The sequence below is a fragment of the Micromonospora sp. RP3T genome, from assembly GCF_003027925.1.
In the GTDB taxonomy this organism is placed as follows: Bacteria; Actinomycetota; Actinomycetes; order Mycobacteriales; family Micromonosporaceae; genus Micromonospora.
Map to the genome: position 1 here is coordinate 15,540 of NZ_PYPS01000040.1, position 15,584 is coordinate 31,123.

17 protein-coding genes and 2 pseudogenes are annotated in these 15,584 nt (G+C 69.1%); 16 read left to right on the top strand and 3 right to left on the bottom strand.

Annotation, left to right across the window (positions count from 1 at the left end; all coding sequences use genetic code 11):
- Positions 1–135: 135 nt before the first annotated feature.
- The 6 genes and pseudogenes from C8054_RS26480 to C8054_RS26505 all read left to right on the top strand — a co-directional run.
- Positions 136–530, top strand: a pseudogene (locus C8054_RS26480) (transposase); the annotation flags it as partial.
- Positions 531–866: 336 nt separating this feature from the next.
- Positions 867–1,475, top strand: coding sequence for a hypothetical protein (locus C8054_RS32130; protein ID WP_158273893.1), 609 nt, complete (start codon positions 867–869; stop codon positions 1,473–1,475).
- Between the two features lie 384 nt (positions 1,476–1,859).
- Positions 1,860–2,020, top strand: a pseudogene (locus C8054_RS32895) (IS481 family transposase); the annotation flags it as partial.
- Positions 2,021–2,124: 104 nt separating this feature from the next.
- Entirely contained in the window at positions 2,125–2,196 is a 72-nt protein-coding gene (locus tag C8054_RS33380) for a hypothetical protein (protein ID WP_368854614.1), read from the top strand.
- A gap of 330 nt (positions 2,197–2,526) precedes the next feature.
- Positions 2,527–2,883, top strand: coding sequence for a YciI family protein (locus C8054_RS26500; RefSeq protein ID WP_107161466.1), 357 nt, complete (start codon positions 2,527–2,529; stop codon positions 2,881–2,883).
- Between the two features lie 74 nt (positions 2,884–2,957).
- Positions 2,958–4,184 carry an RNA polymerase sigma factor gene (locus C8054_RS26505; protein WP_107161468.1) on the top strand — a complete coding sequence of 409 codons (1,227 nt, stop codon included), beginning with the start codon at positions 2,958–2,960 and terminating at the stop codon, positions 4,182–4,184.
- 461 nt (positions 4,185–4,645) lie between these two features.
- Here C8054_RS26505 and C8054_RS26510 read toward each other — a convergent pair whose 3' ends face one another.
- Complete coding sequence (locus C8054_RS26510) at positions 4,646–5,461, bottom strand: DUF3152 domain-containing protein (protein WP_107161470.1); 816 nt, start codon at positions 5,459–5,461, stop codon at positions 4,646–4,648.
- Positions 5,462–5,604: 143 nt separating this feature from the next.
- Between C8054_RS26510 and C8054_RS26515 the strand changes: the two genes are divergently transcribed.
- The 10 genes from C8054_RS26515 to C8054_RS26560 all read left to right on the top strand — a co-directional run bounded on the left by C8054_RS26515 (position 5,605) and on the right by C8054_RS26560 (position 13,987).
- On the top strand, positions 5,605–6,105 hold the full coding sequence (locus tag C8054_RS26515; protein ID WP_107161529.1) for a SigE family RNA polymerase sigma factor: 501 nt from the start codon (positions 5,605–5,607) through the stop codon (positions 6,103–6,105).
- Positions 6,102–6,833 carry a hypothetical protein gene (locus C8054_RS26520; RefSeq protein WP_107161472.1) on the top strand — a complete coding sequence of 244 codons (732 nt, stop codon included), beginning with the start codon at positions 6,102–6,104 and terminating at the stop codon, positions 6,831–6,833. Before C8054_RS26515 ends, C8054_RS26520 begins: the two co-directional genes overlap by 4 nt.
- Positions 6,834–7,087: 254 nt before the next feature.
- Complete coding sequence (locus C8054_RS26525) at positions 7,088–7,678, top strand: RNA polymerase sigma factor (protein ID WP_107161474.1); 591 nt, start codon at positions 7,088–7,090, stop codon at positions 7,676–7,678.
- Positions 7,668–8,720 (top strand): CU044_5270 family protein, encoded by a 1,053-nt coding sequence (locus C8054_RS26530; protein ID WP_107161476.1) that lies wholly within the window; start codon positions 7,668–7,670, stop codon positions 8,718–8,720. The genes C8054_RS26525 and C8054_RS26530 overlap by 11 nt, the downstream gene beginning before the upstream one ends.
- Before the next feature lie 111 nt (positions 8,721–8,831).
- Positions 8,832–9,464, top strand: coding sequence for a hypothetical protein (locus C8054_RS26535; RefSeq protein ID WP_107161478.1), 633 nt, complete (start codon positions 8,832–8,834; stop codon positions 9,462–9,464).
- 188 nt (positions 9,465–9,652) lie between these two features.
- Positions 9,653–10,753 (top strand): peptidoglycan-binding protein, encoded by a 1,101-nt coding sequence (locus C8054_RS26540; RefSeq protein WP_199199930.1) that lies wholly within the window; start codon positions 9,653–9,655, stop codon positions 10,751–10,753.
- A 23-nt stretch (positions 10,754–10,776) separates the two neighbouring features.
- Positions 10,777–11,481, top strand: coding sequence for an ABC transporter ATP-binding protein (locus C8054_RS26545; RefSeq protein WP_199199933.1), 705 nt, complete (start codon positions 10,777–10,779; stop codon positions 11,479–11,481).
- On the top strand, positions 11,478–12,719 hold the full coding sequence (locus C8054_RS26550) for an ABC transporter permease (protein WP_233220189.1): 1,242 nt from the start codon (positions 11,478–11,480) through the stop codon (positions 12,717–12,719). The genes C8054_RS26545 and C8054_RS26550 overlap by 4 nt, the downstream gene beginning before the upstream one ends.
- Before the next feature lie 130 nt (positions 12,720–12,849).
- Positions 12,850–13,386: a hypothetical protein gene (locus C8054_RS26555; RefSeq protein WP_107161482.1), complete on the top strand. Its 537-nt coding sequence runs from the start codon at positions 12,850–12,852 to the stop codon at positions 13,384–13,386.
- A gap of 61 nt (positions 13,387–13,447) precedes the next feature.
- The gene (locus C8054_RS26560; protein WP_146179978.1) at positions 13,448–13,987 is read left to right on the top strand and encodes a hypothetical protein; all 540 of its coding nucleotides are present in this window, start codon (positions 13,448–13,450) and stop codon (positions 13,985–13,987) included.
- A 313-nt stretch (positions 13,988–14,300) separates the two neighbouring features.
- Here C8054_RS26560 and C8054_RS26565 read toward each other — a convergent pair whose 3' ends face one another.
- Both C8054_RS26565 and C8054_RS26570 read right to left on the bottom strand, forming a co-directional pair.
- The gene (locus tag C8054_RS26565; RefSeq protein WP_107161486.1) at positions 14,301–14,870 is read right to left on the bottom strand and encodes a TetR/AcrR family transcriptional regulator; all 570 of its coding nucleotides are present in this window, start codon (positions 14,868–14,870) and stop codon (positions 14,301–14,303) included.
- A complete protein-coding gene (locus C8054_RS26570; protein ID WP_107161488.1) occupies positions 14,860–15,351 on the bottom strand; it encodes an SRPBCC family protein in 492 nt (163 codons plus the stop codon). Before C8054_RS26570 ends, C8054_RS26565 begins: the two co-directional genes overlap by 11 nt.
- Positions 15,352–15,584: the final 233 nt, after the last annotated feature.

Genomic DNA, 15,584 nt, shown 5'->3' on the forward strand with positions numbered 1-15,584 from the left:
CCGTCGAACCGGCCGCGCCGTTTTGCGGGGTGAACGCTGGTGTCGGCCTGCCCGCCCTGTTCGCGGTGGTCCGGCTGCGGCCCGTCGACTCGGACCAGTCGAGGCGTCAATGACCTCGCCGTCAGTCATGCTGCGGTCGAGCACCTCGGCGACCTGGCTGGTGTGTTGATCGTTGATGACATCTGCTTCCTGAAGAAGGGCACTCGGTCGGCGGGGGTGCAGCGGCAGTATTCCGGCACCGCCGGGCGGATGGAGGACTGCCAGGTCGGGACGTTCCTGGCTTACCGCTCGTCGAAGGGTCACGCGCTGATCGACCGGCAGCTCCATCTCCCGGCGTCGTGCACCCACGACCGGGACCGGTGCCGAGCGCCGGGATCCCGGACGACGTCGAGTTCGCCACGAAGGTGCAGATGGCCGGGACGATGCTGGCCCCAGCCTTCGACGCCGGAGTGCCGGTGGGGTGGGTGACCATGGACGAGGCCTACGGCCAGTCGAAGGCGCTGCGGCTGTGGCTCGAACACCGGGATGTGGGTTCTGTGCGCCCACGCCTACCTCGCCGTCACCGCCGCGCAGGCCAAAATGGGGATGTCGAATCCGATGACGGCCTCATTCCCCTTACCCTCGGCGAAGTCCGCGTCTCCTGACACGCCTGATCACTACCATCCGACTCTTCGACCACATCCATCGATGGTCAGGGTGGCGACGTCGACACCAGTACCGCGCCAAAACAGCCAACTACCAGCGAAGACTCCGACTCCATCAGGTGCGGCTGGAGTACTGAATCGGGCAAGTGTTGGGCGCGCTGGCGGCGGTGGCAAGGCTGCTCCGCCCTTGCATTTCACTGGGCAGGGCCGAACAATTTTGCCGTGCCCGATGGCCTTGGTCCGTTCCTATGCATCCTGATTCTGCTGGGCGTATTGTCCAGTGTGATCAGTGCACTGCTCGGTCGCCTGAACTCGTGGGAGGCGGTACCGGGGGCGTCGCCGTGGCGGGTCTGGGGACCGGGCATCCTGGCGTGGTCATGGACGGTTGCCGTGGCCGCGTGCTTCCTCCTGTGGATCATCACGCCCTGGGCCTTCTACCTTCTGGTCCTGGCTCCACTGACGCTCTTGGCCGCAACCGCACTGCTCTGGTGGAGCTCCGACGCCGACATGCTGAGGATCTTTTGGCGGAGACGCCTCGGCGCGTTAAGGAATGACACCAACTCGGCAAGCTGGCGCAGTTCCGCCTACAGCGGATCGGCGACGGTGTCGAGGTCCGGGGCAGCGGATGCGGGCGTCGACGAAATCAGCGCGCTCATCGTCGGTGAGTTTGTGGCCGGAACGCATGATCCAGGCGGTGATCCGCCGAGCCGACGGCACCCGGACTTCGGTCACAAGCGTGGACCGCGTGCGGATCGTGGCGAGCCGGTCCCGCAGCACCCGCAAGCACCCTTGATAACCGTGGGCCACGATCTCGCCGTGCAACGACGTTGAGTGGCCCATCCTCCTCGACCATTTGTACCGGATTGAGCGGCGCCACAGGGCTCTAGCCAACCAGGTTCTAGGTGATCATGATGACACCCATTCGGGCGCGGCATGCTGGTGTGACGTCGAGAGCTGCCGGCTGGCAGCCGCCGACATCCGTCGATGACCCTCAAGCGGGAGTGGTGCAATTCAAAGTACCGGCCGGTCAGCCGCTGGCGGTGTAGTGCCGAGAATGGGGGGAGCGGGATGGGAGCGGACGGGTGCACTGAATGGCGTTGAACAGCGTTTATCGGCCCTGAACGGCATCCAGCTGCACCCAGTATCGCCCACCATGGATGTATAGGTCAGAGACCCGTTACCGGAAATATCGGTAACGGGTCTCGCTGCTGTTCGCACCGCAGCCCGACCAAGACTGCCCCGCCCCTGGTACGCAAGATCGTGCACCTGCGCTGGAAACAGCGTCTCGGACCGGTGCGGATCGCCGGCCGGCGATACCAGCCTCGACCGAGCACGCCGTACTCACCCGCTGCCGAATCAACCGCCTCTCGCACGTCGTCCAGCGACGTAGCGCCGTAGCCCCGGCGCCAGAACAGCTCCTCGGCGGCGCGGACCGCCTCGCTCTCGTCGAACCCTCGCGGTCATCGGCGCGCTGCCCGGCGTGGCGCTCACCGAGATGCCGCGACACCGCAACCGCTCGTTCTGCTGCGGCACCGGCGGTGCCCGCATGTAGATGGAGGAGAAGCTCGGCACGCGGATCAACACCCCCATGGACGAGTCCCTCGCCACAGGTGCCGAGCAGGCCGCCGTGGCCTGCCCGTTCTGCCGCGTCATGCTCGGCGACAGTCTCACGTCCAAGCAGGCGGAAGGGTCCGTGGGCAAGGCGTCGAGGTCGTCAACGTCGTGCAAATGCTGCTCGCCGCCGTCCGGCGCGGCGACCGGACCCCCGAACCGGCGAACGCCTGAGAAATCCTCGCGCCGGTTGTCGATCCGGGGCCAGGCTGTGCGACGGAAGGGTGCGGGGCCGGAGGGACCGGCCCACGACGCCCGACAGGAGCCCGACATGACGCAGTACATGATCTCGATCTACGAGCGCGAGGCCGACTACGCGACCCTCACGCCCGAGGCGTGGGGCTCGGTGGTCGACGCGCACGGCGCGTTCGCCAAGGCCATCGCCGACCTCGGCGGCACGGTCACCGGCGGCGGCGTCCTGCAGCCCACGACCACGGCCACGTCGATCCGCGGCGGCGAGGTCACCGACGGCCCCTTCGTCGAGACCAAGGAGGCGTTCGGCGGCTTCTATCTCGTCGAGGCCCGCGACCTCGACCACGCCCTCGAGATCGCCAAGCTCACGCCCGCCCCGTTCGGCGGCGTCGAGGTCCGGCCGCTCATGGACGTGAACGCCGGCCCGGCCCGGTGACCTCTGCCGCGAGCCCTCCCTCGGGTGGGGTTGCGGACGCACTGGCGGACGCGCACCGTCGCGAGTGGGCCTTCGTGCTCGCCGCGACGGTGCGCGTCGCCGGCGACCTCGACGTGGCTGAGGAGTGCGCCCAGGAGGCCTACGTCGACGCGATGACCGCGTGGACGCGCTCGGGCGTGCCCGAGCGGCCCGGTGCCTGGCTCACGACGACGGCCCGGCGTCGCGCCGTCGACCGGCTGCGGCGCGAGGTCGCCCTGCGCCGCAAGTTGCCCCTGCTCGTCGAACCCGTCGAGGCGGACGCCTCGGGGTCGCCGTCCGGCAGTGACGCGGACGACGACGAGGCGGTGCCCGACGACCGGCTGCGGCTGATCTTCACGTGTTGCCACCGGGCGCTCGACCCGGCCGCGCGGGTCGCCCTCACCCTGCGGCTCGTTTGCGGTGTGGCCACGCCCGACGTCGCCCGGGCGTTCCTCGTGCCGGAGCCGACGATGGCGGCGCGGATCACCCGGGCGAAGAAGAAGATCACCCAGGCGCGGATCCCCTACCGCACCCCGACGGCCGCGGAGCTGCCCGAGCGTCTGGACAGCGTGCTGGCCGCCGTCCACCTGCTTTTCAGCACCGGCCACACCGCACCCACCGGCGAGCAACTTGTGCGCGACGACCTCTGCGAGCGCGCCATCGACCTGGCCCGGACGCTCGTGCAGCTGCTGCCCGTCGAGCGCGAGACCCGCGGGCTGCTCGGGCTGCTGCTACTCACGCACGCGCGCCGGGCCGCGCGGCTCGACGCGCAGGGCCGGCTCGTGCTGCTCGAGCACCAGGACCGGCAGCAGTGGGACCACGTCATGATCGTCGAGGGCCTGCGCTGGACCGTCGAGTCCCTGCAGGCCCCGCGACCCGGACGGTTCGCCCTGCAGGCCGCGATCGCCGGGGCCCACGCCGTCGCGCCGACGTTCGCGGCCACCGACTGGGCCCGCGTCGTACACCTCTACGACCTGCTGCTGGCGGTCGAGCCGTCACCGGTCGTCGAGCTCAACCGCGCCGCCGCGCTGGCGTTCGCCGAGGGGCCGGCGGCGGCGCTGGGGATCGTCGAGCGGCTCGCCGACGATGCCCGGTTACGCTCGTACCCGTACGTGCACGCCGTCCGGGCCGACCTGCTGCGGCGCCTGGGCCGGGGCGGTGAGGCGTCCGCCGCCTACCGCGCGGCGCTCGACCTGACCGCCAACGGGGCCGAGCGCGACTTCCTCCGGCGCCGGATCAGCGACCTCGACCCGGGCGCGGCGACCCGGGAGCCGAACCGGTGACCGTCCACCGCCGAACGCAATCCGGGTGCAACGCGGACCTCTGCCCGCCCCATTGAGGCTCCGTGAAGTTCGAGGAGTACGTCGCAGCACCGGGGTGGAGCCCTGGAGCGGTACGCCTACCTGCTGACCGGTGATCTGCATTGGTCAGCAGGACTTGGTGCAAACTGCCCTGGTGCGTTGGCGACGGATCAGCCGGGTCGACCACCCCCAATGCCTGGCGGCAGCGCCACCTCTACTCGCCGTGCAAGCTGCAGTGCCGTCGATTGCCTTAGCCATCGACGGACCGCCGTTTCTCAAATCACTTAACGCTGGTTAGGCCGCAAGGTTAGGGACGCACCCGTAGGTTCGTCAGCAAGCACCAACGCTGGCATCTTTACTGGGAGACGCGCTAGGTGTACTGCCCAGACAGGTTAGTTGAGGTCGTGTGACGACACGGCGTAGCTGGACGTGTCAACGCCGCCTCAGTTTCTAGGCGGAGCCGACATCTGGCCTCGATCGCGGGGCGGGACAGGGTCGTCATAGGCACCCGACGGTCCCGTGTGGCGCTCACCGTCCAGGTACGGCGAGGCGTTGGCGGTGCAGCCGTGCAAGCCCAGCGTCTGCTGCTGCATCACGGGGGCAGGTCGCCCCCGGCCCGGGCACAGCTCGTGACCGTGACCAAGGCGGTGCCCCACTTCGTGGTTGACCATGTACCGGCGGTACGTGGCGAGGCTTGCCCCGTAGGTGGGAACCCCCTTCACCCAGCGGGCCACGTTCAGTACGACCCGGTTGCCGTTGCGGCAGGAGGTGTAGCCGTCCGGCGCGTCCTGGCACAACACGTCACGAGTGCCGGGCGTGGCCAGGTAGATGGTGAAGTCGCTCGGTTGGTCCCAGCCAACCCGGTGCAGTCGTAGCCTCCCGTCCGCGGTCCATCCCTGGGGGTGGTTCAACGTGCCGGTGACCTCCGCCGCGAACTCGGCCACGGGCAGGCCCTGGATGTCGCGCTCCACCGCCACCCGGTAGCGCAGCAGCCTCCCGGCACCACGCGGGGTTCCCACCTCCGCGGCAGCGCCTTGCCACCGGTTTTCGCCGTCAGCGGGATAGGTCACGGGGGTAGACGTCCGGGACGGCTCGGGCGGTGACGTCACGCGCGCCGGAGCATCTGCGCTGTCGGCCGGATCCGCCGGGATCGTCGGCCTGCCGGACGCCGGTGCCACACACCCCGACAGCAGCGTTGTTGTCAGCACCAGCCCCGACAACGCGCCGAGACGAACCGCGCTCGTAGTCTTACCTGCCATGTGTCTCTCCTCGTCACCCAGCGCCAGTCGGTGCTGCGTAGCGAGGAGGACGGGTGATCCCGCCGCAAAGTTGGTGTCGTACGGACTCAACCTCTCCGCCGTTCCAACCGTCCTGTCCGGCGTGGGATGTGAAAGAGGCCGGCATGGCCCGGGGTGACGCGGAGTTCGTCGAGTTCGCCTCGGCGGCGTCCGGGCGGCTGGTGCATGCCGCCTTCCTGATGACCGGCAACCACCACCAGGCCGAGGACGCGGCGCAGACAGCCCTGGTCCGCACATACGCGTCGTGGTCCCGGGTCCGCGGCAGCGACGCCTATGGGTATGCGCGCTCGGTGCTGGTCAACCACCTCATCGACACCTGGCGACGGCCGATTCGCGAATACCCCAGCGAGGATCTTCCGGAGCAGCACCGGGGCGACGTCGCCGACGAGGTTGTCACCCGTCGCTGGTTGCTCGCCATTCTTGGCACGCTCAGCGCTCGCGAGCGCGCCATCGTCGTACTGCGCTACTACTTCGATCTTCCGGAGGCGCAGGTGGCCCGCGAGCTCGACGTCTCCGTCGGGACGGTCAAGAGCACCAGTGCCCGCGCCTTGGCGAAACTGCGCACCCGCAACTGTGTGCCGGAGACGCAGGAGACCTGCACATGAACGAGGCACAGCAGCTCCGCCAGGCGATGAGGGCGACGGAACCTGCCCACCGCCGTGTCCTCGACCTGGACACGATCATGCGGGACGGCCGCCGGCTGCGCCGGCGCCGCCGGCTCGCCGGGTCAGGGGCGGCGGCGCTGTCGGTAGCGGTCGTTCTCAGCGTGGCGATCGGCGTGCAGGCGGCCCGCCCGCCCGAGCCGGAGCCCACGGCCCCTCCGGCCGCCACCGCGACGGCGACCCGGCCCACGGCGACTCCCACCCGGAGCGAGAGCACCCAGGAGCCGCGACCGGTCGGCGACGTGGTGGCCAGCGGGATCTGGTACGGCAGTGAGGAGCGGGTCTTCTACTTCGTCCCGATCGACGTGCCCGGGCAGTCCCGCGTGACGATCGGGCTGGTCGCCGGCCGCCGCGCCGCCGACGGGAGACTGACCTCGGACTACGTCGTCAACGACGTCGAGGGCAGCGACCGCAGGCCGGGCTTTCACCAGATCGGCTATGACCAGACCGGGCCCATCCCGACGGGCCCTCCAGTGCCCACCTTCGGATACTTCGTCGGCCCGGCGGAGCGGATCGTCGGTACCGCCGAGAGCCGGCACGTCGACGCTCGACTGGCCACGTGGAGCCGGGATCCGAAGGTGAAGATCTTCTGGTTCCAGCCGGCGCAGCTGAGGCCGGGCGTACCACTGGACGGCATTGTCGCCTTGGACGCACGCGGCCGGAAACTGTAGCCCTCGAAACAGCGACCACCGCGACACCAACGGCTGGTGGGGGATCGGTGAGCAGGGTGGATGATCTGCTCACCGGCTGTCGTGCGCGGTGCGGAGGCTGGCCAGGCTGCCTCGAAGGTGTCCCGACGACTGTCGCCGATGGTGCGGACGCCCCCGGCATGGGGAGCTGCTCGATCTGGCGTGAACTCGGTTGGGGTGGTGTGGAAATACAGATCTGAGGGCGGCGGGTAGGCGGATGAGATGGCTGGGCGGACATGGTGATTGCGGCGATCGGCGCTGAGGGCGGTGTGCCGAAGACGTCGGACGACGACGTCGGGGACTTCGCGCGCCTCTACGACCGATACGCCGGCGCTCTGTATCGCTATGCCTGTCAGCGGGTGGGAGAACACGTGGCGGAAGACGTGGTTGCGGATACGTTCCTGGCGGCGTTCCAGCAGCGTGACTCGTACGACCCGGGCCGCGCGGAGATCCGACCGTGGCTGTTCGGGATCCTGACCCGCAAGTTGGCCCGCCATCACCGCACGGAGCGTACGCGTTACCGCGCGTTGGCACGTTCGGCTGTCGAGGTCGCGGTGGGTGATCTGGCGGATGACGTCACCACGCGGGTGGCGGCGGCGGCGTCACACGCGTCGCTGGCCCGGGCGTTGGGGCGGCTGTCGGCCGGTGACCGTGACGTGCTGCTGCTCATCGCATGGTGCGACTTCACCTACGAGGAGGTCGCCGCTGCGGTGGGCATTCCGTTGGGCACGGTCCGGTCCCGACTCAACCGGGCGCGCCGCAGGGTACGCGAGGCGCTCGGCGGTACCGATCCGTCTGTCGTTGCGGGGAGTGGAGATGAAGTCTGACCTGGATCTGTTGCGTGGGTTGGGTGAAGGGCTGAAGCCCTCGGTCGAACAGCCCCCCGTGGATCTCCGCCACCGCGTCCTCACCAGGTTGCGCCACGCCGAGGTGTCCCACTCCCGCCGCCTGTGGGCGGGTGTGCGGTCGCTGCGCTGGCGCGTACTGGCCCCGGCCGCAACGGCGGTTGCCGCCGCAGCGGCGATCACGGCGCTGACGCTACCCGGGGTCGAGCCGGGCAGCCGCAAGCCCGACGTCTCGCAGGTCGTCGCGCGCACGCCCGCGCAGGTGTTGCAGCTGGCGGCTGCGCAGGCGACGACCAGGGCTGCGCAGAAGCCACGAGCCGATCAGTTTGTGTTCACCGAATGGATCGAGGTGGTCCAGAAGTTCCGGTTGCGCGAGTCGCGGCTCGTGTTCGAGGTCGGCGAGCCCGTGGTGGTCAGGCAGTGGCGCTCGGCCGACGGAAGCCGTGGCGGCCTGATCCAGCGTCGCACGAGCGGCGGCAACTGGCAGGAAACGCCGGTGGCGCCCTGCCGAAAGGCCCCCAGCGGCAAAGTCCGGCAGGACGCCTCCATCGCCGGCTGCAGCCTCGTCGCCGGCCATGACGCCGGATTGCCCACCGACGGTGACGCGATGTACGACTACCTGTATCGCGCGAAGGGTTCCACTGACGATCTGCTGACCCTCGCGGGGGCTGACGTTCCCGCTCTGGCGAATGCCGCCGAAGTCCTTCGTCTGGGCAGGCTGTCACCGCAGGTCCAGGCAGCCGTGTTCGATGCCATCGGCCGGATTCCCGGCGTCCGGCTGAAGGCCGGTGTGGTGGACGTGTCCGGTCGCTCGGGTGTCGCGTTGGTCTTCGACGGGCCAGGGGGAGAAACTGAGCTGATCTTCGATTCGCACACCTATGAATACCTTGGCATGAATCAAAGAATCGTTGGCTCCGGTTGGCGGCCGGTACCGGGTCGCAACGCACTTGTCGTCGCTGACACTCCCGTACGTCAGGCGATCCTGCGTGTTGCTGTTGTCGACCGGGCCGGTGTCCTGCCCTGAGTCAGTGCCTGCACGCCGCAGGCGGCGGGCGTCGAAAAGATCTGGTAGGCCAACTCGAACCGGCTGCGTGACTGCCGGGGATGAGAGCTGCCCGAAAAAGGAGAACAGAAAATGACGACCACTCGACCCTTCCCGGTATTCGGGCTGTTCGTAGCTGCCGTCTCGGCAATCAGCCTGAGCGGGTGCGGCGGCTCGGCAGACACCGGGGATGCCCGCGTGGCAACTGCTCAGAAGCCGGCCCAGACCGCCACCGCCACGCCCCGACAGCCCACGGAGACCGCTGCCGGGGCCACGAAGGGCGCATCCTCCGCACCGGGCAGGGCCAGCGCTTACGACAAGGCGCTCAGCTATACGCGGTGCATGAACGAGAACGGTGTGAGGCTGCCTGACCCGGTCGAAGGAAAGCCGTTGCCCGTCGGCAGCACCAAGGGCGCGTCGGCCATCTTGTCGACGGATGGGACGCGTGGCTGGATCAAGATATCGCCCGAGGCGTTCGCAGCGTGCAAGAGTTTCCTCCCCGAGGCCTGGCCGGTGAAATTCGATGCCGCCGACCTCACCCGGGAACGCCCGTTCCGGGAATGCATGCGTCGTCAGGGGATCGACATGCCCGAACCGGTGCTGGACGCCCGTGGAATGGTGAACGACAACCCCGACCGCTCCGACCAGGACGCCCCTGAGTACCGCGCTGCCGAAGAGGCGTGTCGCGGGACGCTCGATGACCCTGCCGTCAAGGCGGGAAAGTGAGCATCGGGGTGACTCACGACCGGCAGCAGGATGACCGTGCGCGACGCGATGCGCTTGTTGCCCGCGGCGGTGGCGAGGCGGCGAACGATGTTACTTCTGCCGTACCGGGGCCGGCGGCCGGCGTCCGTGTGGCCGAGTCGGCGGACGGGAGAACTCGGACACGTGCGTCGCGGCGGAGCCGGTGGGCGGTGATCGCCATCATCGTTCTCGCCGGGACGGCAACGGGAAGTGTGCTGGTCCGGCAGAACTCGCGGGCCGGGTCGGTCCGGCCGGCGGCCGTTCCGAGCACGACAACCGTCGTCAGGGACACCCTGGTCGATGTGGTCACGGCCCGAGGTGAGTTGGCCTACGGCCCGGAACTGCTGATGGAGAGCAGGTTGTCCGGGACGGTGACCAGGCTCGCTGGCGTCGGCGCGACGGTGAAGCGGGGGGAGGCACTGTTCTGGGTCGATGATAAGCCGGTGGTGTTGTTGTACGGCAAGCTCCCGGCGTACCGGGAGTTGACCGTCGGCCGGTCCGGCTCGCAGCAGAACGGCGGCGACGGCGGCACCCCGCCGACCGGTACCGGCGCGACTCCGCCCGCCGTGCCGGCCACCCGGGGTGCGGACGTGCGGCAGTTCGAGCAGAACCTGCAGGCTCTGGGCTACACCGGGTTCGTCGTCGATGACCAGTTCACGGCGCAGACGGCCGGAGCCGTACGTCGGTGGCAGAAGGACCTCGGTGTTGAGCCCACCGGCGTGGTCGAACTCGGCCGGGTGCTCTACTCTCCCGCTTCGGTCCGGGTCGCCGCGCACAAGCTCGTCGCCGGCCAGGTCGCCAGTGGGCCGGTGTTGTCGTTCACCGGCACCGAGCGCCTCGTGACGGCGAAGCTACCCGCGCACCACCAGGCGTTGGCGAAGCCGAAGGCGAAGGTGACCGTCGCCTTGGGCAACGGGGCGCAGGCGCCGGGAGTGGTGCGCTCGGTGCGGACCCCGGCCGAAGATCAGGATCGCGGCGGCGGCCAGGGGCCGGTCGTCGAGGTCGTGGTGGCGTTGGCCGATCCCAAGGCTTTCGGCGGTTCCGACGAGGGCCCCGCGACCGTTCGCTTCGTGGCCGAGCAACGGAAGGGCGTGCTGGTGGTCCCGGTCGGTGCGTTGCTGGCCCTGACCGAGGGCGGGCACGGACTGGAGGTGATCGAGGGCGGTGCGTCCAGGATCATCCCGGTAGAGACAGGATTGTACGCCGACGGCAGGGTCGAAGTCAGCGGACCTGAGGTCCAGGAGGGCATGACCGTGGGGATGGCGCAATGACCACGGCCCCCGGCCAGCGCCCGGTGGTGGAACTGTCCAGGGTGTCGAAGACGTACCCGGGTGGGGTCAACGCTCTGGTCGACGCGGACCTGGACATCCGGACCGGAGAGCTGGCCGCGATTGTCGGCCCGTCCGGATCCGGCAAATCCACACTGCTCAACCTGGTCGGGACGTTGGACCGGCCCACGTCCGGCGTGGTGCGGATCGCCGGCCACGACGTGACAACGCTGTCCGACCGGCAGTTGTCCGCGCTCCGGGCGAGCACGATCGGATTCGTGTTCCAGCAGTTCCATCTGGCCGCCGGGGTGAGCGCGCTGGACAACGTGGCCGACGGGTTGCTGTACGCCGGGGTGTCCAGGACGCGACGGCGCCGGCTGGCCGGCGAAGCCCTGGACCGGGTGGGACTCGGCCACCGGCTGTGGCACCGTCCGCACGAGATGTCCGGCGGCGAACGCCAACGCGTTGCCATCGCCCGAGCTGTCGTCGGTGCTCCCGCCCTGCTGCTGGCCGACGAACCCACCGGCAATCTGGACACCGCGGCGGGCGAGGGAATCGCCTTTCTGCTGCGGGAACTGAACACCGCCGGGACCACCGTCGTGATCATCACGCATGACGTGGAACTCGCCGCCGGCCTCCCCAGACAGATCAGGGTCCGTGACGGACGCGTTCACGCCGGCACGTCGAATCGGCTGCCATGCGGAACGCAGGAGGAGGCGGTGACCCCGTGACAGGTTCCGACACCCGTGCACGCGCTCACCCGGACAGCTCAGCGTTGTCGGTCAGCCGGCTGACCGTTGGTGACGTGCTGCGGGTCGGGGCGACCGGGCTGCGTACGCGGCCGCTGCGCGCGGTGTTGTCCGCGCTGGGCGTCGCGATCGGGATCGCCGCGATGCTGTGCGTCGTCGGGATCTCCGCCTCGGGTCGGGCCGACCTGGAGCGCACTCTCGACGCCCTCGGCACCAATCTGCTGGTGGTTCAGGGCGGCAAGAATGCCGACGGAGACACCAGCCGGCTGCCCGACGCGGCCGTCGCGATGATCGAGCGGGTGGGGCCGGTCCGCGCCGCCGTCTCGCTGAGCAGGCTGCCCGACGACATCCACGTCTATCGCAACGACCACATCCCCGCCGAACGCACCAGTGGCGTCATCGTCTACGCCAGCGACCTCGACCTACCCACCACGACGGGGGCGGCGATCGCCCACGGCGCCTGGCTCAACCCCGCCACTGCTGAGCACCCCGCAGTCGTCCTCGGCGCCGAAGCCGCCCGACGGCTGGGCATCACCACAGCCGGGCCGGACGTCCTGGTCCAGATCGCTGACGAGCGTTTCGCCGTCATCGGCATCCTGCGACCAGTGCCGTTGGTGCCCGAACTCGACAGCGCCGCCCTCATCGGTGCCCGCGCAGCCGCCGACTATCTCGCGGCCGACACCGACCCGAGCATCGTCTACCTGCGTGCCGCCGAGCATCAGGTCACCGCGGTCCGCGATGTGCTCGCCGCGACCGCCAACCCGGCCGCACCGTACGAGGTCGTCGTTTCCCGACCGTCCGATGCCCTCACCGCGAAACGTGCCGCCGAACGAGCCTTCAACGGGCTCCTGCTCGGCCTCGGCGCGGTGGCACTGCTCGTCGGCGGCGTCGGCATCGCGAACATCATGTTCATCTCTGTGCTCGAACGACGAACCGAGATCGGCCTACGCCGCGCGCTGGGTGCCACCCGCGGCCAGATTCGCCTCCAGTTCCTGACGGAGTCTCTGTTGCTGTCCACCCTCGGTGGCATCGCCGGCGCCATGCTCGGAGCCACCATCACCATCACCTACGCCTCTTTCCAGCAGTGGCCTTCCGTCACACCCGCGTGGGCGATCGTCGCGGGCATCGGCTCGACGATCACCATCGGTGCGGTCGCCGGCATCTACCCAGCGGTCCGGGCAGCCCGCATGCCTCCCACCGAGGCACTCGGCAGCGTGTGAGGAGACCTCCCGGCCGGAGGACCACGGGGCGCGTCACGGAACGGCCTGGAACGTCCTCGGAGCAAGGTGACAAAACCTTGAAAGGATTCTTATGAGAAGGATGCGATCGGGCTTGGCCGCGGCTGTGGCAGTGGCCCTGCTCGCGGTGATGCAGCCGGCAGCGACGGCAGCCGAAGCGCCAGTGGTCGGGCCGGCCTGGACGGCCTCGGACCTGGACTACCACTGGCGCGGCCTTCCTACCTGGAGCCAAGGCTACGGGCCGATGAGAAACCTTGCCCGACAGGCATACAAGAACGACGACTCTCTGCACTATGAGACCCGTAGATATGGGATCAACATCGGTTGGACCGACTGGCCGAGGTCGCAGATCTATGTGTACGGTGAGGGGCTTCCCCGTGATGCGCCAATCACTCCGACGACCAGGGTCGCCCTGTACTTTCCCGGCGGCGGATATCTGAAGCACGGCGCCCGGGAGTGGGGCATCGGGCTGGTCTGGTCGAGCACCCCCGTGTACGAGTGGCTGATCGAGCCGGCCGGATCGTCCGGCGATCAACTGGTTCACAACATCGGCACGCCTGATGCGTCTATTGATGCGTATCTGGCGATGGGTCCGGACACCGGCGCGGGGCCGATGCTGCGGTGGGGGCCCGGGCCCGTCCGGTACTAGGAGCGGCGTGTTTGTCCACCGGCACCTCGTCGGGTGTTGACGGAACTATAGGAGCAAAAGCGTGATGATGGCGCTGAAGCGGTTGGGTGCCGTAGCGGTGGTTGCCGTGACTGCCGCACTGCCCGCCGTGCCCGCGAAGGCGGCCGGCAGCTACGGCCCCGGTTATTGCGAAGCGGCAGATGGCAAGTACTGGCACGGCCTTCCCACCTGGAGTGGGGGCTACGGGCCCATGAGAATAAGCGAGGGGCCAGGCGACAACGCCTACAAGTACGGCAGCCAGCCCAAGGGAATCAACATCATCCCGACCGAGTGGCCGCAGTCGCGGGTAACCGTGCTCGGTCAGGGCCTGCCTGATGACGGCTGGGTCAACCCGGAGACGAATGCTGCGATCTACATGCCGGGGGGAGGTTACCTGAAGTACGGCGTGCGCGAGTGGGGCATCAATCTGGTGTGGTCGGCGACGCCTGTGTACGAGTGGCGGATCGTGCCCCACGAGTGTGGTCAGCGGATCTTCAACCTGACGAGGGGTGCCTACCTGGTCGGTCAGATGCAGTACGGCGTCGACTGGGGCTGGGGACAATTCGAGGAGTGGGAGGGCTGACCACGGCCGCCTGTGCCGTGCGGCTCCATGTACTGCCTGGCCGGATCGTCATTCGGCTGGTGCGCTGGCTGCCCACTGGATCACCCGTCGGGGGAACCGCTTCCCCGGCGGGTGACGGCCGTGCTCGCTCGGCCGGCGGGAACACCGTGCCGGCTGCCGCCCGTCTCGTTCGAGCCGATGAGGACACGATTCGGCAGTTTCATCCACCGGATAACGAGATGGGGATGAGTCACCGGTCGGAGTGCTGCGCTTCGCGGCGCCGTGTCCGGCACGGGCACGGGCACGGGCGGACGCTCAACCGGAACCCGCGTGCTCACGCCCCGGTCGGTGGCGGTGCCGTGATGAGCTCGGCGAAAAGTTCGGCGGCGGCGTCCAGGACGTCTCGGTCGCCGGTGATCAGCAGATCCAACAACAGGCCTCGTGTCGCGGCGAGACTCAACCGGGCCCGCCGCCTGGCCTCCGGGCCGGCCCAGCCGAAGTGGGTGAACAACTCCTCGACGGGGCCCGCCCAGGCGGCGATGACCGAGGCGCGGAATGAGTCGGTCCAGGACTTGTCGAACAGCGCGTGCGCATAGATCTCGAAGAACAGCCGCTCCGCCGGCGCCAGGGCCGGGTCGGCCAGGCGCCGCCAAAAACGGCGGCTCACCTCGACCGGGTCGTCAAGCTCTGCGGCGAGGTCCGCGAGCGCGGCGCGCTGCTCCGCCTCGACCCGCCGGACGACCTCGGTGAGCAGGCCCTCCCGGCTGCCGAAGTGATAGAGCAGCATGCGATGGCTCGTGCCCGCGCCGGAAGCGATCTCGCGGAGGCTGAGCTGGCTGAACCCGCCCTCCTTCAGGAGATTGACGCAGCGGTCGAGCAGCGCCTCCCGGGCATCACCGGCCACCGGTGCGGCGTACCCCTTCGTCCATGGTGTCCCCGGCGGCCTCGGCCGGCGACGGGATGGTTCCTGACTCCGCGGCCGCCTTCAGCGCGGCCGCCTCCATCCGCAGGTACCGTCGCGTCCGCGACGCGGTCAGCAGTGCGACCAGCCAGGCGAGCGCCCCGCTCTGCTCGATGCCGATGCTGATCCGGGTCGTCCCGTCGGGCTGGGCCTCCACCCGGTGATAGGCGAAGGTGTGCACCCCCGGCGCGTGCGTCTCCCAGGCGAACGACACACCCGGTTGCAGGTCGTAGACCCGCCACACGGTCGTGGGGAAGCCGGGTTGGCGGATGCGGAACCGGCTGCCCACGCCCAGTGTCGGCCGGTCGAGCGGCGCCACCTCCGCCATGGAGGCCGTCCATTCGGGCCAGCCCGTCACGTCCGCCACCGCCGCCCAGGCGGCCGCGGTCCTCGCCGTGGTGATGATCGTCTCTCCATAATTCATGTACCAGATGGTACATGCGATTCCGCGAATGGGAAGACCGGGAGCTGGGCAATTTCGCATATCGCGGGACCGACCGCAGCCCACGGATTGCCGTCGGGCACCCGTCCACCACGAGAACCGACTTGTCATCCCGATCGCAATGATCGACACGCGCCCTGTCCTTGCCGCGTTCCATCCTGTTCCACGCTGTTCCGCCCGGTGGGTTCGGCCATCGCTGATCGATGCTTCCGTTC